Here is a 22919-nt window from a genome sequence, read left to right as displayed (position 1 = left end):
TGCGACCGGCGCCCGGCCGCGCCGCGGCGCCGGCGCCTCCTCACGCAGACGCGGCGTACCAGGCGGCCAGGCGGGCGAACCCCGCGTCCAGCGGCACGCGCGGCGCCCAGCCCAGCGCCTCCCGGGTGCGGCGCTGGTCGAACCAGTGGGCGGTGGCCAGCTGCTCGGCGAGGAACCGGGTCAGCGGCGGGGTGTCCCGCCGCCCGGTGACCGCCCAGACGACCTCGACGGCGGCGCCGGCCAGCCACGCGGCCCGGAACGGCACCCGGCCCCGGGGCCCGCGGACGCCGGCCGCGCCGCAGAGCCGGGTGAGGATCTCGGCGATCGGGCGCGGTTCGCCGTTGGACACGACCAGCGCCTCGCCGTGCACCGGGCCGCAGGCGTCGACGGCGGCCACCAGCGCGTCGGCCGCGTTGTCCACCCACGTCGTGTCGACCAGCGCCGCGCCCGAGCCGATCCGCGGCAGCCGGCCGGCCCGGGCCCGGGTCACGATCCGCTCGACCAGCTGCCTGTCGCCCGGTCCCCAGACCAGGTGCGGGCGCACGGCGAGCACCGCCAGCCCGGCCGAGTCGGCGGCCAGCGCCGCCCGCTCGGCGAGCGCCTTGGAGCGGGCGTAGTGCCCGCGGGCCCGGTCCGGATCGGCCGGGCCGGCGCCGGCCCCGACCAGGGCCGCGCCGGCGTGCGCCACCGACGGCGACGACACGTGCACCAGCCGGCCGACGCCGGCCGCGCGGCACGCTTCGACGACGACCCGGGTCCCCTCGACGTTGGGGCGGGCGTACTCGGCCCAGCGGCCGGTGACGTCGACCTTCGCGGCCAGGTGGACCACGGCGTCCCGCCCGGCGACCGCCCGGCCCACCGCGGCGGGGTCGGCGACGTCGCCGAGCACCTCCGCGCACGGCAGCCCCGCCGGACGGCGCTGCAGCACGGTCACCTCGTCGCCGCGCTCGAGCAGGGCCCGCGCCGTGGCCCGGCCGAGCATCCCGCTGGCCCCCGTCACCAGCACCCTCATCGCCGGCGGGCGCGTCCCGACGTCCGGCTGCCGGCCAGCAGGCGCGCCGCCCGGCGGGCCACCTCCGCCCGGTCGACCTTCGACTGGTGCCGCACGTCGACCGGCAGCCGGCCGGCGACGAGCACGGCGGCCACGTCGACGCGCGCCGCCGCCCGGACGGCGTCGGCGAGCGCGGTCGGGGCCAGCCGCAGCCGCTCTCCGCGCGGGGCGCCGGCCGCCGGGACGACGACGACCACGACCGCCTGCCCGCCGGGCGGCCCCACGCCGACGCAGGCCGCGGCGGCCACGGCGGCGAGCGCCTCCACCCGCTGCTCGGCGCCGACCGGGGTGAGCGGGCCGGCCGCGGTGGTGACCACGTGCTGCAGGCGGCCCTCGATCCACAGCCGACCGGCGCCGTCGAGGTGCCCCACGTCGCCCGTGCGGTGCCAGCCGGGGTCGCGCGAGGCCGCCCGCTCGGTGGCCCACAGCGCGTCGTAGCGCTCCTTGACGTGGGCCGCGCGCACGCAGACCTCCCCGGTCCCCCCCGGCCGGTCGGTGAGCGGCCCGGCGGCCGCGCCCGAGCCGGTCAGCGGGCTGACCGCGACCTCGACGCCGGGCAGCGGGCGGCCCACGCACACGCCCTCGCCCGCGCCGGCCGCCTCGACCTCGTCGAGCGAGACGTCGGTGACCGGCAGCGCCTCGGTCATGCCGTACGGCGTGCGCAGGTCGGCCGCCGGCAGCACCGCCCGCAGCGCGCGCAGCAGCGGCGCCGGCACCGGCGCGCCGGCCGACATCAGCAGCCGCACCCTCCCGAGGGCGGCCCGCTGGGCGGCCGACAGCTCACCGGCCGTGGCCAGCACCCGGCGCAGCGCCGCGGGGGAGGCGAAGACCACCGTGCCGCCGACGGCCGCGACGGCATCGGCCAGCAGCGGCGCGGTCAGCGTGCCGGGGGCGGTGACGTCGACGTCGGGCACGGCCGAGCCGATGCCCAGGCCGGGGCCGAGGATCGCGAACGGCGCGAAGGCGGCGACCAGCCGGTCGCCGGGCCCGAGGCCGTACGTCGTCCGGACCAGCTCCAGCTGCGCGGCGACCGCGCGATGGGTGTAGACCACGCCCTTCGCCGGGCCGGTGGCGCCGGAGGTGAAGACGACGGCGCACTCGGCGTCGGCCGGCGGCTCGGGCGGCGCGGGCGCGGCCCGGCCGAGCGCCTCCAGGCCGGTGAGGTCCTGCGCCGCGCCGAGCGCCCTGCGGGCGCCGGCCCCGAGCCGGCCGGCGGCGATCCGCCGTCCCGGCAGCCCCAGCAACCGCGCGGCGGTCAGGCCCGGCGCCCCGCCGACCACCCAGTCGACGTGCGCGCCGCGCAGCGCGCGGCGCATGCCGGCGAGGCCGAGCCCCTTGTCGGCCACGACGACCACCGCCCCGGCGCGCCAGGCGGCGTAGACGGTGGCGGTGAGGTCGGCCGAGGGCTCGACGAGCAGGGCGATCCGCTGCCCCGGGCGGACGCCGGCCGCCGCCAGCCCCGCGGCCAACGCCCCCACCCGGTCGGCGAGGGCGGCCCAGCTCACCGTGCCGCCGCCGACCTCGACCACGGCGGGCGCGTCGTCGCCGGCCCGCTCGACCAGCGCGGTCCACGGCCGGCGGGCGGGCCCCCCGCGGGGAACCGGCGCGGTCGGCCGCGGTGTGCCGAGGTCGCCCACCCACCGGACCACCGCGTCGGCGTACTGCGGTGCGTCCTCGGGCAGCAGGTGCGAGGCGCCCTCGTAGCGGTGCACGGCCGCCTCCGGCAGCCGGTCCAGCAGGTCGACCAGGTACCGCTCGCCGAAGACCGGGTCGCGCGGACCCCACAGCAGCAGCGCGGGGACGTCGAGTCCGCGCACACCCGCGGCGATCGCCTCCAGCGCCGGCCGGGACCGGTGGCCGGGGGCGAACGGGATGTCGGCGACGAAGTCGCCGACCGCGCGGCGTCGCGCCGCCGTGCGGTACGGGGCGGCGAAGGCGCGGCGGACCTCGCGCGGCAGCGGCGGCCACGACAGCGCCGTGGCGCCCCGGACGAACACCGGCGTGCCGACGGTGACCCCGGCGCGGACGGCGCGGGCGTGCGCGAGCCGGATGAGGGCGGGGCCGCGGTCGCCCGCGGGCTGGGCGACCGCGGTGTTGGCCAGCACGACACCGGCCAGGTGGGGGCGGTGCGCCAGTGCCCAGCCCAGCGAGATCGCGCCGCCCCAGTCGTGCCCCACGGTGACCACGGGTCCGGTCACGCCGAGGGCGGCGGTCAGCGCCCCCAGGTCGGCCACCCGCTGCGGCAGCGTCCGCGGCCCGGCCGGCCGCTCGGAGAAGCCCATGCCCAGCTGGTCGGGGGCGACGACCCGCCAGCCCGGCGGGGCGGCGGCCAGCAGCCGGCGCCACAGGTAGGACCAGGTGGGGTTGCCGTGCACGCACAGCAGCGTGACGTCGGCGTCGCGGACGCCGTTGTCGAGCACGTGCCAGGTGCGCTTGCCGCCGTCCGGGTCGGGCACGGAGACCAGCCGCGACCAGCCCGGGTCGAGCCCGGGCAGCGGCGGGGGAGGCCCGGGGAGCTCGGGAGCGGCCGCCGTCACCAGGCGATCTCGAGGCAGCAGGCGTTCAGCCCCGAGCCGATGCCCATCAGCAGCACCCGGTCGCCGTCGACCAGCGCGTCGACCTCGCCGGCCAGCGTGAACGGCACCGACGCCGGACCCAGGTTGCCGCGGGTCGGGAAGGTCCGCGGTACCCGGCCGGGGTCGATGCCCAGCCGCGCGCAGATGGTGTCGGTGTGCACCTGCGACACCTGGTGGACGACGTAGCGGCTCATGCCCCGCCAGTCGAACTCCTCGGCCGCCTCGGCCCACAGCTCCTCGGACAGCGCCACACCGGCCTCCAGCAGGCCCTTGAGATCGGTGCGCATCATGTCGTTGTCGCCGACGCAGAGCTCGTGGTGCTCGGTGCCCGCGCGGCTGACCGAGGCGACCAGCCGGTGGCCCTCGGGGTGCCGGTCGGCGCGGCCGAGCACCATGGCGACCGCCCCGGAGCCGAGGGTCAGCGTGGCGAACTGCGCGATCACGTCGCGCGCGCCGGTGCCCTCGGCGTTCAGCCGGGCGATCGTGGCCTCCTGCACCGGCCGGGCGTCCTCGCCGTTGACCACGAGGGCGTAGTCGAGCCGGCCGGAGTCGATCATCGCCCCGGCCAGCTCCATGCCGTTGACGAAGCCGAGGCAGGCGTTGGTGATGTCGAAGTTCTGGCAGGAGCTGGGCAGGCCGAGGGCGTGGTGCACGGCGACCGCCGTGGACGGCTCCAGCCACCGGCGGCTGACGGAGGTGTTCACCATCAGCCCGACGTCGGCCGGGTCGACGCCGCTCTCGCTGATCGCCTTGGCCCCGGCCGTCGCCGCGCCGTCGACGAAGGTGACGCCGTCGGTCCACCAGCGCCGCTCGCGGATGCCGGCCAGCTTCTCCAGCAGGCCCGGCCGCAGCCGCGTCCGCCGGTAGGTGTCGGCCAGCTGCTCGTCGATGGCCGCCGACGTGACCACCTGCGAGGCGTCGGCCGTGCTCACGGTCAGAACCGCCGTGTTCGTGTACCGGTGCGTCGCGTTGCCGCCCATGGGCAGGATCCCGTTCTGAGTCGGGGGCCGGCTCCCTGCACGCGTCCCGCCCGTGGTCCGCCGGGCTCTACCCGACCCGGTGGACGGTATGCCGCCGGGTCGGGTCGCCCGGATCACGTCTACCCACGACCGGCCGGTCCGGTTCCGGACCGCGGCGCCGGTCGCGGGCGGCTACATGTCGAGTCCGCCGTTAACCCCCCAGATCTGGCCGGTGATGTAGGACGAGCCGTCCGCGGCCAGGAAGTGCACCACGCGGGCCACCTCCTCGGGCTCCCCGAGCCGGCCGAGCGGGATCTTGGCGCGGATGCCGTCGAGGACCTTCTCGGGGACGGTGCCGAGCATCTCCGTGGCGATGAACCCCGGGGTCACGGTGTTGACCGTCACGCCGATGCCGTCGAGCTTCCCCGACCGCTGGAGGTTCATCGCCGCCTCGCGGGCGAGCGTCTTGGTCAGGCCGAACAGCCCGGACTTCGCCGACGCGTAGTTGACCTGGCCGATGTTGCCCATCTCGCCGATGACCGAGGAGATCATCACGATCCGCCCGCTGCCCCGCTCCAGCATGTGCCGCAGCGCCGCCTGGGAGAGGTAGAAGGCGCCGGACAGGTTCACGTCCAGAACCCGGCGCCACTCGTCGTCGCTCATCTTGAGCACCGACCGGTCGGCGGTGATCCCGGCGTTGTTGACCAGGATGTCGAGCCGGCCGTGCTGGTCGATGACCTCCTCGATGGTGCGCCGGCAGTCGTCCGCGGAGCTGATGTCGCCGCGGTGGACGGTCAGCCGGCTGTCCGGCCAGGTGGCGCGGAACTCCTCGCGGAAGCGCTCGGCCGCCTCCTGGTTGCCGCTGTACCCGGCCGCCACGTCGGCGCCCTGGCCGGCCAGGCTGCGGCAGATCGCCGCCCCGATGCCACGGGTCCCCCCGGTCACGAAGGCGACCCGGCCGGTCAGCTTGTCGCCGACCCGGGCCACTCGTTCCTGCGTCGCGGTCATGGCGTGCCTCCTCGGTGGCGGTCCTGGTTCCCGCTGCCCCGGGGCCGGGCGCGTCCGCTGCGCCGAGCCGGACGTCGCCGGCGCGCCGTGCCGCCGGGGTGCGACGGCCGCAGCATGCTGCCCCGGCGGGGTGCCGTCAACGTGGGAGGTCCGGACGCCGGGTGCGACCGGCGCCCGCGGAGCAGGATGGGCGCGGCCGCCGCCCTCCCGGGCGTCGGCTCCCGTGGCGCCGGCGGGGGGCGCCACCCGACCCGAGGAGGAGCCGCATGAGCGAGACCGGGAACGCCGCGGGCGACATCGACGCCCTGACGCGGCGGGTGCGCGAGCTCAGCGACCAGGTCCTGGACCAGGCGCGGCGGAACGGCCGGGCCTACCTGGAGGGGTACGAGCGGCTGCTCGACACGCTGCTGGACCTCGAGCGGCGCGCCGCGGAGGGGAGCGGGCAGGACTGGGCGTCGGCGCTCGCGAGCACCCACGCCTCCCTGGTCCGGCAGACCTCCGAGATGTTCCTCGGCGCGGTGCGCGACCACCTGCGCAGCTGACCGGCATCGCCCGGCACGGTGGTACGGGGTCCCACCCGGGGCCCGGAGGGTGCAGCATGGGCGCGTGGCCGAACGATCCGGATCCAGTCCAGACACCGGGGAGCGCGCGGCGGGCGTGCTCGCCCCGGAGAGCGTGCTGTTCGAAGACCTCGACGTGGTCGGGTTCGGCGACGCCGTGGCGCAGGTGCTGCGGGCCGGCGCCACCCGGCCGGCGGCGCCGGCCCGGGCCGCGCTGCGGCTCGCCGCCGACCTCGCCCGCGTGCCGCTCGTGGCGGCCGGGCACTGGCTGGGCGCCGACGTCCGGCCCCTCGTGCCGCCCGATCCCAAGGACCGGCGGTTCGCCGATCCGGCGTGGGACGGCAACCCGGTGCTGTACGGGCTGCGACAGGGCTACCTGGCCGCCGCCCGGTTCGCGCGGGAGGTCGTCGCCGCGGCCGACGTCGACCCGGGCACCGCGCTCAAGGCGTCCATGGTCACCGAGCTGCTGATCGACGCCCTCGCCCCGACCAACCTCGCGCTCACCAACCCCGCCGTCCTCAAGCGCGCCTTCGACACCGGCGGGGCGAGCCTGGCCCGCGGCGCCCGGAACTTCCTCGACGACCTCGTGCACAACGGAGGGCGGCCGCGGCAGGTCGACACCCGCCCCTTCCAGGTCGGCCGGGACCTGGCCGCCACGCCGGCCAAGGTGGTGTACCGCAACGAGCTGATGGAGCTGCTGCAGTACGAGCCGCAGACCGAGCGGGTGCGTGCCAACCCGATGCTCTGCAGCCCCCCGTGGATCAACAAGTACTACGTCATGGACCTGGCCCCGGGCCGCAGCTTCGTCGAGTGGGCGGTCAAGCACGGTCGCACGGTGTTCGCCATCAGCTACCGCAACCCGACGGCCGCGATGTCCGGGACGACGATGGACGACTACGTCGTCAACGGGCCGGCCACCGCCCTCGACGTGATCCAGGACATCACCGGGGCGGACACGATCGACATCGTCGGGCTCTGCCTGGGCGGAGCCCTGACGGCGATCACCGATGCCTGGCTGCGGCAGGCCGGTGACGATCGCATCGGCACGCTGACGCTGCTCAACACGCTGCTCGACTACGCCGAGCCGGGGCCGCTGGGCACCTTCACCGACCGCCGGACGGTCGACCGGATCGAGCGCAAGATGCGGCGGGAAGGGGTCCTGGAGGGCGCCTCCATGGCGGGCACCTTCGACGTCCTGCGGGCCAACGACCTGATCTTCAACTACGTCGTCTCGAACTGGCTGATGGGCCAGGACCCGCCGGCCTTCGACATCCTCGCCTGGAACGCCGACAGCACCCGCATGCCGGCCGCGATGCACTCGTTCTACCTGCGCAACCTCTACGTCGAGAACAAGCTGGCGGCCGGCACGCTGGAGATCGCGGGGAAGGTCGTCGACCTGGGCGCGATCAAGGCCCCGACCTACGTGGTCGCCGCCATCAACGACCACATCGTCCCGTGGCAGTCGTCGTACCGGACGACCGGCCTGGTCAGCGGGCCGGTGCGGTTCGTGCTCAGCAGCGGCGGGCACATCGCCGGGATCGTGAACCCGCCCGGCCCCAAGGCCTGGTACGAGGCGGCGCCCGGCGACGCGACGCCGCCCGCGGACGCCGCCGCCTGGCGCGCGGGCGCCGAGCGCCGGACCGGTTCGTGGTGGGAGGACTGGTCGCGCTGGTCCGACGAGCACTCCGGCCCCGAGCAGGACCCGCCCCGGATCGGCAGCGACCGGTACCCGGTGCTCGGCGACGGGCCGGGCGACTACGTGCTGGGCTGACGGGTCCTGGGACGGGTGCTGGGCTGACGGGTCCTGGGCTGACGGCCTCGGCGGGGGCGGACGGCCTCGGCGGTGGCGCTGGAGACGGAGAGGACGCCGATGCCCACTGCTGACGAGGACGCGCACGCGCGCCGGCTCGGCGAGTACATCCGCGTGCAGCGGCAGATGGCCGACCTGTCGCTGCGCGGCATGGCCGAGCTGACCAAGGTGTCCAACGCCTACCTGAGCCAGGTCGAGCGGGGGCTGCACCAGCCCTCGCTGCGGGTCCTGCACGCGATCGCCGAGGCGCTCGGCATCCCCGCCGAGGACCTGCTGGCCGAGGCGGGCCTGGGCGGGACGGCGGCCGGCCGGGCGGCGGACCGGGCGAGCACGACGGAGGAGGCCATCCGCGACGACCCGGCGCTCAGCCCGGAGGAGCGGGAGGCGCTGCTGCGGATATACCGGAGCTTCGTGGACCGGCGGTCGTCGGGCGCTTGACACACCAAGCAGAGTGCGTACTATCCCAAGCACACCCGATCGCACCGACTTCGAGGAGCCCCGCATGAGCGTCGGCCAGCAGTACACCGAGATCCTCCGGCAGGGTCAGGACGTCGTCCGCAGCACGGTCGACACCTGGACCCGGTCCCTCACCGCCGCGGCCGGCCGGCTGCCCGGCCTGCCCGGGCAGGCCGACGCCGAGGCCGCCGTCGAGGCCGCCGTCGACGGCTGGTTCGACCTGACCGGCGAGGTGCTCGACGCGCAGCGCGACCTGGCCAAGCACCTGGTGGGCTCCGCCTCGACGGTGGCCTCCGCGGCGCAGGGCGGCGCCGACCGCGCCGAGCCGGTCACCGAGCCGGCGGCCTGATCCTCACCGCGTCCCCTCACCGCGTCCCCTCACCGCGTCCCCCCACCGCGGCCCCGCCCCGCCGGGCATCCGGCGGGGCGGGGCCGCGGCGCGTCCGCCGGGCGGGGACGAGGCGGCCCGCAGGCGGTCGCTCAGGTCGCCCGTCCGGCCTGCCACTGGCGCACCCAGGCGCGGCCGTAGTCGTTGCCGTGCGGCGTGCGCAGCACGGTGTGCACGTGGAACGGCTGCGGGGTGTCGTAGTCGAGGAAGACGCCGCAGTGGTGGTCGAGCTCGGCGACGACCACCGGCGACTGGATCCGGAGGTAGAAGACGTCCCCGGGCTCCGAGCCGCCGATCCACGAGAACCACGTGTCGTCCCAGTGCTCCTGCACCTCCCGCAGCCGCGCCCGCCGCGGTCCCTCGGGCAGCAGCCGCACGAACGCCTCGACGAGGGCCAGGCAGAGGCGCTGGGCCTCGGCCGGCATCCCGGCGACCGGGACGCCCTCGACCGGGATGACCCGGTTGTCCTGGAACGCCCCGGCGAGGTGCCGCTCGTCGCCCGGGTGCAGCCGGCCGGGCGGCATGGCCGGGTCGACCATCCGCTCGTAGACGGTGGCGGCCCGCCGCTGCTCCTCCGGCAGCGCCGCCATCAGCGCGGTGCCCAGCTCGATCCGGTCGGCGAACAACCCGGCCAGGCCGGCGTGCGGCCCGTCGTCGATCTCGTCGGGCTCGGCACCCAGGAAGACGGGGGAGAGCACCATCCGGCCGTCGACCACCAGGCAGTTCAGCGCGCAGTGGTGGCCGTAGAGCTGCCACCCCCACGGCGCGCGCTCGTGCGGCTCGCCGTAGAGGGCGAGGTTGTAGCTCCACTCGTTGAGGACCGTCTCCAGGCCGACGACCTCGCCGAGGAAGCCGTTGACCAGCATCATCGCGTGCGCCAGGTCGTACCCCTCGGGCGACAGCGAGGCGTGCACCAGCGCCAGCGCCCGCTCCCGCACCTCGGACGGCTGGAACTCCAGCCGCAGGCCGGTGTCGAACTGCATGAACTCCGGGTTCGCCCAGGTCTGCCACTCGACGGCGTCGACGGGAAAGGCCACCCGCGCCCGGTCCTCCTCGGACAGCGCCGAGAGGAGGTCCCGCGCGGCGGCCACCATCGCGGGCACCGGCGCCTCCTCGCCCGGCCGCGCCGGCTCCAGGGGGTGCAGGCCCGCGCGCAGCGTGCCGTCCTCGGTGACGCCGCGGAACTCGTCGCGGTAGAGCGGCGTCCAACCCTCCACCAGGCCGCCGGTGAACGTGCCCGGCGTCCGGGCGTGCTCGCGGTAGGCGTACGGGTCCAGCCCCCGGACGCCGGCCAGCCGCGGGTGGTCGTGCGGGAACAGGTACCGCCGGAACTCGCCGGGCACGGTCAGGCCCCCTTCCGGCGGGCGTCGTTGCCGACGATCGGGTTGCGGAGGACGCCCAGCCGCTCGACCTCCACCTCGACGACGTCGCCGGGCTGCAGCAGCCACGGCGGCGTCCGGGCGTAGCCGACGCCCGACGGGGTGCCGGTGGCCAGCAGGTCGCCCGGGCGCAGGGTGAAGGTGTGCGAGACCAGCGAGAGGGTGTCGCCGACGGTGTAGACCATCTCGTCGGTGCGACCGTCCTGGACGGTCTCTCCGTTGACCCGCGTCCGCACCCGCAGCCCGTCGCGCAGGTCGCCCACCGCGCCGGCCGGGACCATCGGCCCGAGGGGACCGGAGTTGTCGCCGTTCTTGCCGAGGATCCACTGCGAGGTGAGCTTCTGCGCCCGCCGGGAGGTGAGGTCGTTGAACGTCGAGTAGCCGACGACCGCGGCGAGCGCCGCGTCGGGGTCGGCGTCCACGAGCGGTGCGCCCACCCACGCGACGACCTCGCCCTCCCAGTCCAGGCCGTCCTCCCCGGACGGCACCGGCACCTCCGCGCCGCCGACGGTCAGCGACCGCGTCCACCGCGCGAACAGGGTCGGGTGCTCGGGCAGCTCCTGCTCCCGGAACGACCCCTCGGCGACGTGCTTCAGGTAGTTGAGCCCGATGCAGACCACCCGGGCGTCGGGGAGCACCGGCGGGACGAGCTCCACCGACGCGACCGGCAGCACCGGACCGGCGGCCGGCCGCGACAGGGCGCCGGCGGGATCGGCCCAGAACTCGTCCAGGCCGCCGAGCACGGCCACCTCGCCGTCGGCCCGCAGGTCGGCCACCTCCACGCCCCGGCCGCCCGGCCGGCGGATGCCCACGATCCTCATGCGAACGCTCCTTCCGTGTCGGCCGCCGTGTCGGCCGCCGTGTCGGCCGCCGTGTCGGCCGCCGTGGCGGCCTGCGTGTCGGCCGCCGTGTCCGCCGCGGTGTCTGCAGCGGTGTCGGCCGCAGTGTCCGCCGGCGTGGTGGGCCGGTGGACGGTCGCGCCCGCCGGCACCGGGACCCACCCGCACACCCGGTCCAGGGCCGCGGCGGCGGCCGCGGCGTCCGTGCCCCGCCAGGCGACGTGCTGGTCGGGGCGGACCAGCAGCAGCGAGGCACCCCAGCTCGCCTCCAGCGGAAGGCCGCCCGGCCCGGTGTCGCCGGCGCCGAGGCGCACGACGGTCAGGGGCACGCCCCGCCGGGCCGCGGCGTCCTCCACCGCTGACACGTCCGCCCCGTCGAGGCCCAGCAGGGTGATGCCCGGGCCGAGCAGGTCGTAGACGGACCGGCCGCCGGTGAGCCAGCGGTGGGGGAGCAGGCAACCGGGGCGGGCGGAGGGGCGGTAGGCGACCGGGTCGTCCACGGGCACCGCGCTCCCGTCGTCGACCACCACCGGGGAGCCGGCGTACTGGTAGCCCAGCACCAGTCCCAGCGAGTGGAACTCGCTCTCCTTGACCTGCAGCGCCGCGGCCGTCCCCGTGCGCACGAGTTCGGCCTCGGGGCCGTCCTCGCCGAGCCGCGGGTCGGCGAACCGGGAGGCCAGGGCCCGGTCGTTGGCCGCGGCGTCGGCGATGGTCCGGGCGGCGACCGGACGGCGCTCGGCCTCGTAGCTGGCCAGCAGCTCCGGCCCGCCCCAGCCCTGCAGCACGGCGGCGGCCTTCCAGCCGACGTTGACCGCGTCGCCGACGCACGTGTTGAAGCCGTGCCCGCCCCACGGCGGGTTCAGGTGCGCGGCGTCGCCGACGAGCAGCACCCGGTCCGAGCCGTAGGAGTCGGCCAGCAGCATGCGGGCCACCCACGGATCGGTGGCGATGACCTCCACCTCGACCGGGCCGCCCACGAGGGCGCGCACGAGCGCCCCCGGGTCGACGTCGTCGGCGGTCCGCACGTCGACGCCCTGGACGATGGCCCACCAGGTGTCGCCGAGGTCCAGCCGCCCGACGATGCCGGCCGCACCGGGGGCCATCACCCAGTGGTGGACGGCGCCGGCGAACGGCACCCGGTCGGCCAGGCCCGGCGCCCGGAACAGGATGCTGAGGTTCGGCTTTTCGCCGCACGAGCCCTGGTAGCTCGCCCCGATCGCCGGTCGGGTCACGCTCCAGCCGCCGTCGGCGCCGAGCACCAGGTCGGCGCGGACGGCGCGCTCGGTCCCCGCGTCGTCGACGACGGTGACGTCGACGCCGTCGGCGTCCTCCCGCAGGCGGGTGACGCGGGCACCGGTCCACAGCCGGGCGTGCGCGGAGGCGCGGACGCCGTCCCGCAGCACCTCCTCGATGACCGGCTGCGGCACCTGCTGGCCGACCTCGGGCGCCCACTCCTGCGGGGCGTCGTGCAGCTGGAAGGCGTGCGCGAAGCGGCGGACCTCGCGGCCGAGCAGGGTCGAGCAGAAGACGACGTCCTGGGCCCAGTCCACCGGCAGCGGGGCGGCGGCGCGCAGCCGGTCGGCCAGGCCCCACCGGCGCAGGTGCGTCATGGTGCGGGCGTTGGTCGTCTTGGCCCGGGGCCGCAGCGGGTCGACGGTGGTGCGGGGCTCGACGACGAGGCTGGCCACGCCGTTCCGGTCCAGTTCCAGGGCCGCGGCGAGCCCTGCCGGCCCGCCGCCGACCACCAGGACGGGCACGTCCGCGCTGCCCGGCCGCCCGGCGGCCGTCCGTGCCGCGGTCACGCCGCGAGCCCCGTCCGCGCGGGCTCGGCCTGCGGGACGTCGCCGGACGCCGTCCGGTCGCGCCGCGGCAGCCGGGACATCACCAGCGCGCCGACCAGGGCGGGCCCGGCGAAGGCGAGGGAGGCCGCCGCGACGGCACTGCCGGCGCCGACGAAGAGCGCGCCGTAGGTCGGGCCGACGATCGCGCCGATCCGGCCGACGCCGAGCGCCCAGCCCAGGCCCGTGGCCCGGGCCGCGGCCGGGTAGTAGCCGGCGACGTGGTCGTTGACCATGTTCTGGGTGCCCAGCCCGCCGAAGCCGGCGAGGGCGACCAGCAGCACGACCAGGCCCGTCGGCGGCGTGGTGGCGATGAGCGCCAGCGCCGCGGCGGCCGACAGGAAGCCGGCCAGCACCATCGCCTTGGCGCCCACCCGCTCGGCGAGCGCGGCGGCCAGCAGCGTGCCGACGATGGCGCCCGCGCTGTACAGCAGGAGGAAGCCGATCGCGGAGCTCACCCCGTACCCGGCCCCGCGCATGATCTGCGGCAGCCAGGTGCTGACGCCGAAGACGACCAGCAGGCTGCAGACGTTGACCAGCCAGAGCCCGAGGGTGACCGGCCCCCGGCCGTCGGCGAACAGCGCCGCGACCGGGAACCGGCGGCCGGCCGCGGTCGCGGGCGCCGCGGACGGGGTCGGCAGGCCGAAGCGGGCGGCGATCCGGTCGGCCTCCGCGGTGCGGCCGCGGGCGCGCAGGAACGCGGGGGATTCGGGGAGCAGCCGCAGCGCCACCGGGACCAGCAGCAGCGGCAGGACGCCGAGCCCGTAGACCCAGCGGAAGCCGCCGTCGGCCACGACCGCCACCGCGGCCCCCGAGGCGAGCAACCCGCCCAGCGGGGGCCCGGTGAGCACCGCGCCGATGATCCGCGACCGGCGCCCGGGAGCGGCGAACTCGCTGGTGAGGGCCACCGCGGTGGGCAGCAGGCCGCCGATGCCGAGGCCGGCGACGAGGCGGCAGGTGGCGAACACGCCGAACGAGGGCGCCAGTGCGCAGGCGAACATCGCCAGCGAGAAGACGCTGATCGACAGGACGAACAGGCGCCGGCGACCCAGCAGGTCGGTGAGGGTGCCGGCCACCAGCGAGCCGGCCAGCACGCCTCCCAGGGCGAGGCTGCCGACGGCGCCGGCCCCGGCGGGGGTCACCGCCCAGCCGGGGTCGGCGAGCAGGCCCGGGACCGTGGCCCCGTAGGCGAACAGCTCGTAGCCGTCGGCGACCAGCGCCAGCCAGCAGAGCAGCGGGACGAGGTGGGCGGCACGCGTCGGTGGGCGCGGCGCGTCGGGGAGGGTCATGCGGAGCTCCGGTCGGGGTGGTCGGCGGGAGGCCTCGGCGGGGCTCCCGGCGGCCGGGGTGCGACCGCCGGCACCCACGATTGGTGACCGGCCTCACGTCCTCCGAGAGGGTTGCCATTGAACGGCAGACTTGCTCGCAGGCTGGCAGCATGACCCCGGTGCAGCCCGCTCCCGCACCGGCGACCGCCCGCCGGGGCCGGCGTCCCTCCCACGGCGAGCCGGTCGTCGACCGCGCCCTGGCCGTGCTCGCCGCCTTCGCCGACGGCCACCGGGAACTCACGCTGTCCGACCTGGGCCGCCGCGCCGCGCTGCCGCTGAGCACGGCGCGCCGGCTCGCCGAGCGGCTGGTCGCCTGGGGTGCGCTGGAACGGGGCGCGGACGGGCGGTACGTGGTCGGGCTCCGGCTGTGGGAGGTCGCGTCGCTGGCGCCGCGGACGCTCGGCCTGCGCGAGGTCGCGATGCCCTACCTGGACGACCTGTACGAGGCGACCCGCCAGCACGTGCTGCTCGCCGTCCTGGACGGCGACGCGGCCCTGCTCGTGGAACGCCGGTCGGCGCGGACCGCCGTCCCGGTCCAGTACCGCGTCGGCGATCGGCTGCCCCTGCACATGACGGCCGTCGGACGGCTGCTGCTGGCCTTCGCCCCCGCCGACCTGCAGGAGCGGGTGCTGGCCGGGGAGGTCGCCGGCCGCTCCGACGACCCACCGCCGCAGCCGGCGGCGCTGCGCCGGGCGCTGGCCGAGATCCGGCGCACCGGCGTCGGCGTCATCGACCGGCGACGGCCGGCCCCCGTGGTCTCGGTGGCCGCGCCGGTCCGCGGCCCCCGCGAGGAGGTGGTGGCGGCGCTGTCCATCGTCGTCCCGGCGGGGAGGGCGAGCGCCGCAGCGCTCGAGCCCGCGGTGCGGGCCGCGGCACGGGCGGTCTCCCGCGGGCTCGGCGCGCCCACGGCGACCGCGCCCGGACCGGAGACGTCGGCGGCGCGCTCCCGCTGAGCGCCACCGGTCCTGCTCCTGGACGGCACCGGTCCTGCCGCTGGACGGCACCGGTGTTCCCCCGCGCCGCGCCGTCCGCGATGCTGCGGGGTGACGACTCGCGACCGCCTCCCGACGCCCGCCCGCCGGTCCGGCCGGGGAGCGCTCGCCCGGTCGTCGCCCAGGCGCACGACCGACGACAGCGAGGCCGAGATGTTCCGGAAGGTACTGGTCGCCAACCGCGGGGAGATCGCCGTCCGGGCGTTCCGCGCCGCCTACGAGCTGGGGGCCGGCACCGTCGCGGTCTTCCCGTGGGAGGACCGCAACTCCGTCCACCGGCTGAAGGCCGACGAGAGCTACCAGATCGGCGAGCCGGGGCACCCGGTGCGCGCCTACCTGTCGGTCGACGAGGTGGTCGGCGCCGCCGTCCGCGCCGGCGCCGACGCCGTCTACCCGGGGTACGGGTTCCTGTCGGAGAACCCGGAGCTGGCCGAGGCCTGCGACCGGGCGGGCATCACCTTCGTCGGCCCGCCGGCGGAGGTGCTCCGGCTGACCGGCAACAAGGCCCGGGCCATCGCCGCGGCCCGCGAGGCCGGGCTGCCGGTGCTCGCCTCCAGCGCGCCCAGCGCCGACGTCGACCAGCTGCTCGCCGCGGCCGCCGACCTGCCGTTCCCCCTCTTCGTCAAGGCCGTGGCCGGCGGCGGCGGCCGGGGGATGCGCCGGGTCGAGGACGCGGCCGAGCTGCCGGCCGCGGTCGCGGCCGCCATGCGCGAGGCCGAGTCGGCCTTCGGCGACCCCACGGTCTTCCTCGAGCAGGCGGTGGTCGACCCCCGGCACATCGAGGTGCAGGTGCTCGCCGACGGCGCGGGCGGCGTGGTGCACCTGTACGAGCGGGACTGCTCGGTGCAGCGGCGGCACCAGAAGGTGGTCGAGCTGGCGCCGGCGCCGAACCTCGACCCGCAGCTGCGGGAGCGGATCTGCGCCGACGCGGTGGCCTTCGCCACGGCGATCGGCTACGTCAACGCCGGCACGGTGGAGTTCCTGCTCGACGCCGCCGGCCGGCACGTGTTCATCGAGATGAACCCGCGGATCCAGGTCGAGCACACGGTGACCGAGGAGGTCACCGACGTCGACCTGGTGCAGAGCCAGCTGCGCATCGCCTCCGGGGGCCGGCTGGCCGACCTCGGCCTGGCGCAGGAGTCGATCCAGCTGCGCGGCGCGGCCCTGCAGTGCCGGATCACCACCGAGGACCCGGCCAACGGGTTCCGCCCGGACACCGGCCGGATCACCGCCTACCGCTCGCCCGGCGGCGCGGGCATCCGGCTCGACGGCGGCTCCGCGCTGGGCGCGGAGGTCGGCGCGCACTTCGACTCGCTGCTGGTGAAGCTCACCTGCCGCGGGCGCACCTTCGACATCGCGGCCGCCCGGGCCCGGCGGGCCGTCGCCGAGTTCCGCATCCGCGGCGTGGCGACCAACATCCCGTTCCTGCAGGCGCTGCTCGACGACCCCGACTTCCGCGCCGGGCGGGTCACCACCTCGTTCATCGACGAGCGGCCGGAGCTGCTCACCGCCCGCTCGTCGGCCGACCGCGGCACCCGGCTGCTGAGCTACCTGGCCGACGTGACGGTCAACAAGCCGCACGGCGAGCGGCCGCAGCTGGTCGACCCGGCCGAGAAGCTGCCGCCGGTGGACCTGCGCACCCCGCCGCCGGACGGCTCGCGGCAGCGGCTGCTCGCCGCGGGTCCGGAGCGGTTCGCCGCCGATCTGCGCGCGCAGGTGCCGCTGGCGGTGACCGACACGACCTTCCGCGACGCGCACCAGTCGCTGCTGGCCACCCGGGTGCGCACGAAGGACCTGCTGGCCGTGGCCGGGCACCTGGCCCGGACGACACCGCAGCTGCTGTCGGTCGAGGCCTGGGGCGGGGCGACCTACGACGTCGCGCTGCGCTTCCTGCACGAGGACCCCTGGGACCGGCTGGCCGCGCTGCGCGACGCGGTGCCCAACGTCTGCCTGCAGATGCTGCTGCGGGGCCGCAACACCGTCGGCTACACGCCCTACCCGGAGGAGGTCACCGACGCCTTCGTCCGCGAGGCGGCGGCGACCGGCATCGACGTGTTCCGCATCTTCGACGCCCTCAACGACGTCGACCAGATGCGCCCGGCGATCGACGCCGTCCGGGAGACCGGGACGACGCTGGCCGAGGTGGCGCTGTGCTACACCGGCGACCTCGCCGACCCCGCCGAGCGGCTGTACACCCTCGACTACTACCTGCGCCTGGCCGAGCGGATCGTCGAGGCCGGCGCGCACGTGCTGGCGATCAAGGACATGGCCGGGCTGCTCCGCCCGCCGGCCGCCGCGCGGCTGGTGACCGCGCTGCGCGAGCGGTTCGACCTGCCGCTGCACCTGCACACGCACGACACCGCCGGCGGGCAGCTGGCCACCCTGCTCGCCGCCTGGCAGGCCGGCGTGGACGCCGTCGACGGGGCGTCGGCGGCGCTGGCCGGGACCACCAGCCAGCCGCCGCTGTCGGCGATCGTGGCCGCCACCGACGCCACCGAGCGGGCCACCGGGCTGGACCTGCGGGCGGTCAACGACCTGGAGCCGTACTGGGAGGCGGTCCGCCGGGTGTACGCCCCGTTCGAGTCGGGCCTGCCCGCCCCGACCGGCCGGGTGTACACCCACGAGATCCCCGGCGGGCAGCTGTCGAACCTGCGCCAGCAGGCGATCGCGCTGGGCCTCGGGCAGCGGTTCGAGGAGGTCGAGGACGCCTACGCCGCCGCCGACCGGCTGCTGGGCCGGCTGGTCAAGGTCACCCCGTCGTCCAAGGTGGTCGGCGACCTGGCGCTGCAGCTGGTCGGCTCCGGCGTGGCCGTCGACGACTTCGCCAGCGACCCCGGCAAGTACGACCTGCCCGACTCGGTGATCGGTTTCCTCCGCGGCGAGCTCGGCGACCCGCCCGGCGGCTGGCCCGAGCCGTTCCGCGGCCGCGCGCTGGACGGCCGCCGGCCGGCCGAGCCGCCGGCCCAGCTGACCGACGACGACCGTCGCGGGCTGGCCGAGCGCCCGCGGCCCACCCTCAACCGGCTGCTCTTCCCGGGACCCACGCGCGAGTACGAGGCGCACTGCGAGCAGTACGGCGACACCTCGGTGCTGCCGACCAAGGAGTTCCTCTACGGACTGCGGCCCGGCGCCGAGCACTCCGTCGACCTGGAGCCCGGCGTGCGGCTGCTCTTCGGCATCGAGGCGTTCTCCGACGCCGACGAGCGCGGTATGCGCACCGTGATGTGCACGCTCAACGGGCAGCTGCGGCCGGTGTCGGTGCGCGACCGCTCCGTCGAGGCCGCCGTCAAGGCCGCGGAGAAGGCCGACCGCACCGATCCCGGCCACGTCGCCGCGCCGTTCGCCGGCGTCGTCACCCTCACGGTCGGCGAGGGCGACACGGTCGAGGCCGGCGAGCCGGTGGCCACCATCGAGGCGATGAAGATGGAGGCGGCGATCACCGCGCCGCGGCCCGGCACGGTCGCCCGGCTGGCCATCGGGGGCGTGCAGCAGGTGGAGGGCGGTGACCTGCTCGTCGTCCTGCGGTGAGCGGGTCCCCTCCCGCTCACCGGGCGAGGAAGTGCACGCCCAGCCACAGCCAGACGAGCAGCACCGCGAACCGGCCGGTGCCGGTGCGCATGGCGGCGGCGACGGCCTCGGTCGCGGTCGGCCAGCGGCCGGCCCGGCGGGCGCCGGCCTCGAGCGCCACCGCGGCGACCAGCAGGACGGCGAAGACGGCGACGCTGACCGCGGTGCCCACCGCGGCGCTCACCGGGCCGCCTCCGGACGGCGCGGGCGGGCGAGCAGCCAGCCCCCCGCCGCGAGCCAACCCGCGGTCGCCGCACCACGGACGGCGGGACGGGCGAGCACCGGGTCGAGCAGGTCGCTGAGCGTCGGCAGCCCGTCGGTGGCCAGCGCGGTCAGCTCCCACGCGAGCGCGGCGGCTCCCCAGACCAGCCAGGGGAGCCCGCGGCGCCCGACCGGAGCGGCACCGGAGCCGGCCGACCCGGCCAGCGCGAGCGCCGCGACGACCGCGCCCGCCGCGACCACCGCGACCAGCGCGCCCGCCGTCAGCGGGCCGAAGGCGACGACGGCGGCGACGCAGGGCACGCCGACCGCCGCGAGCGTGAGCCGGTGGGTCCTCCGGGAAGTCACCACCCGTGCATGCTCACCCGTGTCGCCGCCGCGATGCCGTGTTCACCGGCTCGCTGGTCGTCGTGCTGGCCGCGTGGAACAACGCGGTCGTCGTCCGGTTGCCGGGCTACCCCGGGTCGTACGCCGCCGCCAACCTGGCGGCCACCGCTGCGCTGCTCGCCGCCGCCCGGGCCGGCGGCCTGTCGTGGACGGCCCTCGGCCTGTCGCCCGGGCGGCTGGCCGCCGGCGCGCGGCTGGGCGGCGCCTGCGCCGCCGTCGTCGCCGCCGGCTACGGGCTCGCCCTGGCCGTGCCCGCGCTGCGGCCGCTGCTGGCCGACGCGCGGGTGGCCGGCCTCTCCGGCGGTCAGGTCGCCCACCAGGTGCTCGTGCGGATCCCGTTGGGCACCGTGCTGTGGGAGGAGGTCGCCTTCCGCGGCGTGCTGCTCGCCGCCCTGGTCCGGGTGGTGCGGCCGCGGACGGCGGTGCTCGGCTCGGCCGCGCTGTTCGGCGCCTGGCACGTGCGGCCCGCGCTGAGCGCCGTGGCGGCCAACGACCTGGCGGAGTCGCCGGTCGCGCGGGCGGCGCTCGTGCTGGCCGGTTGCGCGGTCACCGCCACCGCGGGGGTGCTGTTCACCTGGCTGCGGCTGCGCAGCGGCAGCCTGCTCGCGCCGGTGCTGCTGCACCTGGCGACCAACTGCCTCGGCGTCCCGGCCGCCGTCCTCGCTGCCCGGACGGCCTGACGGGCCGCCGACGGCCGGCGGCTGCGGGTGCCAGGGGAGGGATCCGGTGGCCTCGGGGGGGCGCGCCGGCCCGAGGACGTCTCCGCGTGTCCCCGTGCTCTGGGTGCGAGGGGCACCAGGGCACGGGCGCGGCCGGGACCCGGCCGGGCGGCCGGCGGCCGGAGGAGCTCGCCGTCGCCGGGCCCCAGGTCGTCCGCGGGTGCGGGCGCTACGGGCGGGCGGTCTTCCGCCGGGGCAGGGCGAGCGCGGCGACCAGGCCCGCGGCCAGCACGACGGTGGTCGCGGCGAAGGCGGCCTGGTACGACACCGCGTCGGTGAGCCAGCCGGCGGCCAGCGGCCCGACGATCGCCCCGAGGTCGGCGGCCATCTGGAACACCGCGACGACCCGGCCGCCGCGCGCGGGGCTGATGTCGCCCACCAGCGCGGCCGGTGCGCTGCCCAGGAACGACGCCGCCAGGCCGAACACCGCCATCGACACCAGGAAGGCCCACAGCACCGGCGGCAGCACGAGGATCGCCGTCGACCCGGTGGCCAGCGCCGCGCCGAGCACCAGCGCGGGACGCCGTCCCCACGTGTCGGCGAGCCGCCCGGCGCGCAGCAGGCCGAGCGCCTGCGCCGCCGAGCCGGCCAGCAGGCCGGCCCCGGCCCAGGCGACCGTGCGGCCCAGCTCCTCGGTGACGTAGAGCGGCACCAGCGAGTTGCGGACGCCGAACAGCACCCACCCGACGCCGAGGTTGGCGACCAGCGCGGCCAGGTACGCGCGGGTCCGCAGCGCGGCGAGCAGGGGCAGCGGCGCGGGCTCCAGGTCGGGCCCGGCCGCGGCCGGCAGCCGGCCGGGCGGCGCCGGGACCGCCTCCGTCCGCAGCATCAGCAGGGTGACGCTGCCCGCGACCAGCAGGAAGCCCGCGTAGATGAGGAACGGCAGCCGCGGGGACAGCTCGGCCAGCAGCCCGCCGGCGGCCGGCCCGGCGATGCCGCCGAGGATGAAACCGCCCTGCCAGGTCGCCGCCGCCCGGCCGCGGTGCGACGGCGGGGTCACCCGCAGCAGCAGCGACAGCGCCGAGACGGTGAACATCGCGCTGCCCACCCCGCCGGCCGCGCGCAGGCCGAGGAACAGCGGGAACGACGGCGCCAGGCCGGCCAGCCCGGTGGTCACCGCGACGACCAGCAGGCCGGCGGCCAGCACGACCCGCTCGCCGAACCGCTCGACGAACGAGCCGCTGCCGAAGGCGGAGACGAACCGGAAGAAGGCGAAGGCGCTCACCGCCAGGCCGACCGCGGTCGTGCCGACGCCGAAGGAGCGGGCGTAGACCGGGATGGCGGGGGCGACGATGCCGAAGCCGAGGGCGACCACGAATGCGATGACGGCGAGCACCCCGACCTCCCGGGGCAGCTCACCCAGCCCCGGTCGCTGCACGAGGTCCGATGCTCGCACGCCCGCGGGGGCGCCGTCCCGGCGGCGGGGACGGCGGCGCTGCGGCGCGCCCCAGGTCGGTCAGGCGGCGGACGAGGCGGGCTCGGGCGCGCCGAAGAGGGCCTGCACCGGCACCGTGCCGGCGAACACGCCGAAGAAGCCGGATGCGGCGTCCGGGTCGCCGGCCAGCGAGGCGAGCAGCTCCCGCATCTCCGGCGGGGGCGGCTCCAGCGACGACTGGGCGTAGGTGAACTCGTACATCGGCATCGCGGCCTCGTCGCGCCGCCGCTGGTAGCCGGACAGCGCCTCGCCCCAGCCGCGGCGGCCGCGCAGCGCGTCGTCGACGGCCTCGGCGAGCAGTTCCGCGGAGGAGAACGCGTCGGTGATGCCCTGGGCGGTGCACGGGTCCTTGACGTAGCCGGCGTCCCCGACGAGGGCCCAGCCGGGCCCGGACGGACGCCGGAAGAAGCTCGGGACGGCGGCGCCGCTCCAGCGCTCCTCGCGGGTGCCGGACCGGAGCCGGTCGGCGAGCTCGGGCGCGCACTCCTCGACGGTGCGGGTGACGAAGCCACCGACGTCGGAGCGGTGCCGGCGGAACTCGTCGACCGGGCAGTTGAGGCCCACGACGGTGAGCCCGTCGTTGGTGGGGTTCGCGGCGACGGTGCGGTAGGGCCGCACGTACAGGGTCGAGTGCGGCAGCCCGAGCCCGCTCCAGTAGCTGAACCAGGTGCCGTTCAGCGCCGGCCGCTCGAGGTACGCCGGGGCGTCGACGAGCCGGGCCACCACCGAGCGCATCCCGTCGGCGCCGATGACCACCGGCGCGCTCGCGGTCACCCGGGTCCGGCCGCCGGTCCGGCCCGTGATGCCGGTGACCCGGGGCTCGCCGCGCTCGTCGCCGTCGGTGAGCAGCCCGTCGACGGTGCAGCCGTCCCACAGCTCCACGCCGGCACGGACGGCGGCCTCGACGAGGATGGTGTCGAGCACCCGGCGCCGGGGCGCGTAGGCCTCCTCGACGTCCCCGGCCGGAGGAACCCGGCCGGTGAGGACGAAGTCCCCGAAGTCGACGGTGCCCTCGACGATGGGCGGGCAGCCCGACCGCGCGACCTGCTCGCGCAGCCCCCACCGCTCGAGCCGCGCGACACCGGGCTGCCAGACCAGGTGGGTGGACAGCCGCAGATCGCTGGGGAAGCGGCTGCGGTCGACCAGCAGCACCCGGTGACCGCGGCGGGCGAGCAGCATCGCGGTCGAGGCACCGGCACAGCGGGCGCCGACCACGATCGCGTCGAACGGGGCGGTGGACGTGGACATGGCGGTCGTCCCTCCGGGCCAGGGCCGCAGGTGGAGCGGCCGGTGCGCCGAGCCTCGGGGCGGGGCCTGTCACCGCGCTGTCGGCCCGGCGCCGCGGAGGGCGTCCGCGCTGTCGCCGGCGTGGCAGACTGCGCCGGTCCAACCGTCGAGGTGGCCGGCG

General features: G+C 77.1%; 19 protein-coding genes. 7 read left to right on the top strand and 12 right to left on the bottom strand.

All coding sequences use genetic code 11. From position 1 onward, the window contains the following. Positions 1–40: 40 nt before the first annotated feature. The 4 genes from OF117_RS00250 to OF117_RS00235 all read right to left on the bottom strand — a co-directional run bounded on the left by OF117_RS00250 (position 41) and on the right by OF117_RS00235 (position 5594). Entirely contained in the window at positions 41–1000 is a 960-nt protein-coding gene (locus OF117_RS00250) for an NAD-dependent epimerase/dehydratase family protein (protein WP_263550775.1), read from the bottom strand. An 8-nt stretch (positions 1001–1008) separates the two neighbouring features. Further along, entirely contained in the window at positions 1009–3588 is a 2580-nt protein-coding gene (locus tag OF117_RS00245; protein WP_263550774.1) for an alpha/beta fold hydrolase, read from the bottom strand. Further along, positions 3585–4559 carry a 3-oxoacyl-ACP synthase III gene (locus tag OF117_RS00240; RefSeq protein ID WP_263550773.1) on the bottom strand — a complete coding sequence of 325 codons (975 nt, stop codon included), beginning with the start codon at positions 4557–4559 and terminating at the stop codon, positions 3585–3587. The genes OF117_RS00245 and OF117_RS00240 overlap by 4 nt, the downstream gene beginning before the upstream one ends. 219 nt (positions 4560–4778) lie before the next feature. Next, complete coding sequence (locus OF117_RS00235) at positions 4779–5594, bottom strand: beta-ketoacyl-ACP reductase (protein ID WP_263550772.1); 816 nt, start codon at positions 5592–5594, stop codon at positions 4779–4781. Between the two features lie 266 nt (positions 5595–5860). On the opposite strand from OF117_RS00235, the gene OF117_RS00230 reads away from it, so the two are divergent. From OF117_RS00230 to OF117_RS00215, 4 genes are all read left to right on the top strand, one after another. Then, positions 5861–6136, top strand: a complete 276-nt coding sequence (locus tag OF117_RS00230; RefSeq protein ID WP_263550771.1) for a hypothetical protein — start codon at positions 5861–5863, stop codon at positions 6134–6136. A gap of 64 nt (positions 6137–6200) precedes the next feature. After that, on the top strand, positions 6201–7925 hold the full coding sequence (locus OF117_RS00225) for a PHA/PHB synthase family protein (protein ID WP_263550770.1): 1725 nt from the start codon (positions 6201–6203) through the stop codon (positions 7923–7925). Between the two features lie 99 nt (positions 7926–8024). Next, a complete protein-coding gene (locus OF117_RS00220; RefSeq protein WP_263550769.1) occupies positions 8025–8402 on the top strand; it encodes a helix-turn-helix domain-containing protein in 378 nt (125 codons plus the stop codon). Positions 8403–8466: 64 nt separating this feature from the next. Next, positions 8467–8769, top strand: coding sequence for a hypothetical protein (locus OF117_RS00215; RefSeq protein WP_263550768.1), 303 nt, complete (start codon positions 8467–8469; stop codon positions 8767–8769). 131 nt (positions 8770–8900) lie between these two features. Here OF117_RS00215 and OF117_RS00210 read toward each other — a convergent pair whose 3' ends face one another. Genes OF117_RS00210 through OF117_RS00195 form a run of 4 tightly spaced genes read right to left on the bottom strand, consistent with a single transcriptional unit; the run spans position 8901 to position 14153 of the window. After that, positions 8901–10151 carry a DUF3500 domain-containing protein gene (locus tag OF117_RS00210; RefSeq protein ID WP_263550767.1) on the bottom strand — a complete coding sequence of 417 codons (1251 nt, stop codon included), beginning with the start codon at positions 10149–10151 and terminating at the stop codon, positions 8901–8903. Between the two features lie 2 nt (positions 10152–10153). After that, positions 10154–11008 (bottom strand): fumarylacetoacetate hydrolase family protein, encoded by an 855-nt coding sequence (locus OF117_RS00205; protein WP_263550766.1) that lies wholly within the window; start codon positions 11006–11008, stop codon positions 10154–10156. Beyond that, the gene (locus OF117_RS00200) at positions 11005–12828 is read right to left on the bottom strand and encodes an FAD-dependent monooxygenase (protein ID WP_263550765.1); all 1824 of its coding nucleotides are present in this window, start codon (positions 12826–12828) and stop codon (positions 11005–11007) included. The genes OF117_RS00205 and OF117_RS00200 overlap by 4 nt, the downstream gene beginning before the upstream one ends. Then, on the bottom strand, positions 12825–14153 hold the full coding sequence (locus OF117_RS00195; RefSeq protein ID WP_263550764.1) for an MFS transporter: 1329 nt from the start codon (positions 14151–14153) through the stop codon (positions 12825–12827). Before OF117_RS00195 ends, OF117_RS00200 begins: the two co-directional genes overlap by 4 nt. Positions 14154–14302: 149 nt before the next feature. Between OF117_RS00195 and OF117_RS00190 the strand changes: the two genes are divergently transcribed. Both OF117_RS00190 and OF117_RS00185 read left to right on the top strand, forming a co-directional pair. After that, on the top strand, positions 14303–15145 hold the full coding sequence (locus tag OF117_RS00190; protein ID WP_263550763.1) for an IclR family transcriptional regulator: 843 nt from the start codon (positions 14303–14305) through the stop codon (positions 15143–15145). Between the two features lie 192 nt (positions 15146–15337). Continuing rightward, positions 15338–18712 carry a pyruvate carboxylase gene (locus tag OF117_RS00185; protein ID WP_263550762.1) on the top strand — a complete coding sequence of 1125 codons (3375 nt, stop codon included), beginning with the start codon at positions 15338–15340 and terminating at the stop codon, positions 18710–18712. Positions 18713–18728: 16 nt separating this feature from the next. Here the strand turns inward: OF117_RS00185 and OF117_RS00180 are convergent, their stop codons facing one another. Together OF117_RS00180 and OF117_RS00175 are read right to left on the bottom strand one after the other, a co-directional pair. Further along, on the bottom strand, positions 18729–18935 hold the full coding sequence (locus OF117_RS00180; protein ID WP_263550761.1) for a DUF6186 family protein: 207 nt from the start codon (positions 18933–18935) through the stop codon (positions 18729–18731). Next, positions 18932–19321, bottom strand: a complete 390-nt coding sequence (locus tag OF117_RS00175; protein WP_263550760.1) for a hypothetical protein — start codon at positions 19319–19321, stop codon at positions 18932–18934. The genes OF117_RS00180 and OF117_RS00175 overlap by 4 nt, the downstream gene beginning before the upstream one ends. Positions 19322–19356: 35 nt before the next feature. Between OF117_RS00175 and OF117_RS00170 the strand changes: the two genes are divergently transcribed. Then, positions 19357–20037, top strand: coding sequence for a CPBP family intramembrane glutamic endopeptidase (locus OF117_RS00170; protein ID WP_263550759.1), 681 nt, complete (start codon positions 19357–19359; stop codon positions 20035–20037). A 208-nt stretch (positions 20038–20245) separates the two neighbouring features. Here OF117_RS00170 and OF117_RS00165 read toward each other — a convergent pair whose 3' ends face one another. Both OF117_RS00165 and OF117_RS00160 read right to left on the bottom strand, forming a co-directional pair. Continuing rightward, the gene (locus OF117_RS00165) at positions 20246–21454 is read right to left on the bottom strand and encodes an MFS transporter (protein ID WP_263550758.1); all 1209 of its coding nucleotides are present in this window, start codon (positions 21452–21454) and stop codon (positions 20246–20248) included. A 78-nt stretch (positions 21455–21532) separates the two neighbouring features. Continuing rightward, positions 21533–22759 carry an NAD(P)/FAD-dependent oxidoreductase gene (locus tag OF117_RS00160; RefSeq protein ID WP_263550757.1) on the bottom strand — a complete coding sequence of 409 codons (1227 nt, stop codon included), beginning with the start codon at positions 22757–22759 and terminating at the stop codon, positions 21533–21535. Positions 22760–22919 lie beyond the last annotated feature (160 nt).

This window comes from Geodermatophilus sp. YIM 151500 (assembly GCF_025716945.1).
In the GTDB taxonomy this organism is placed as follows: domain Bacteria; phylum Actinomycetota; class Actinomycetes; order Mycobacteriales; family Geodermatophilaceae; genus YIM-151500.
The sequence above is the reverse complement of the archived record's forward strand: the minus strand, read 5'-3'. Positions and strand labels throughout refer to the sequence as shown.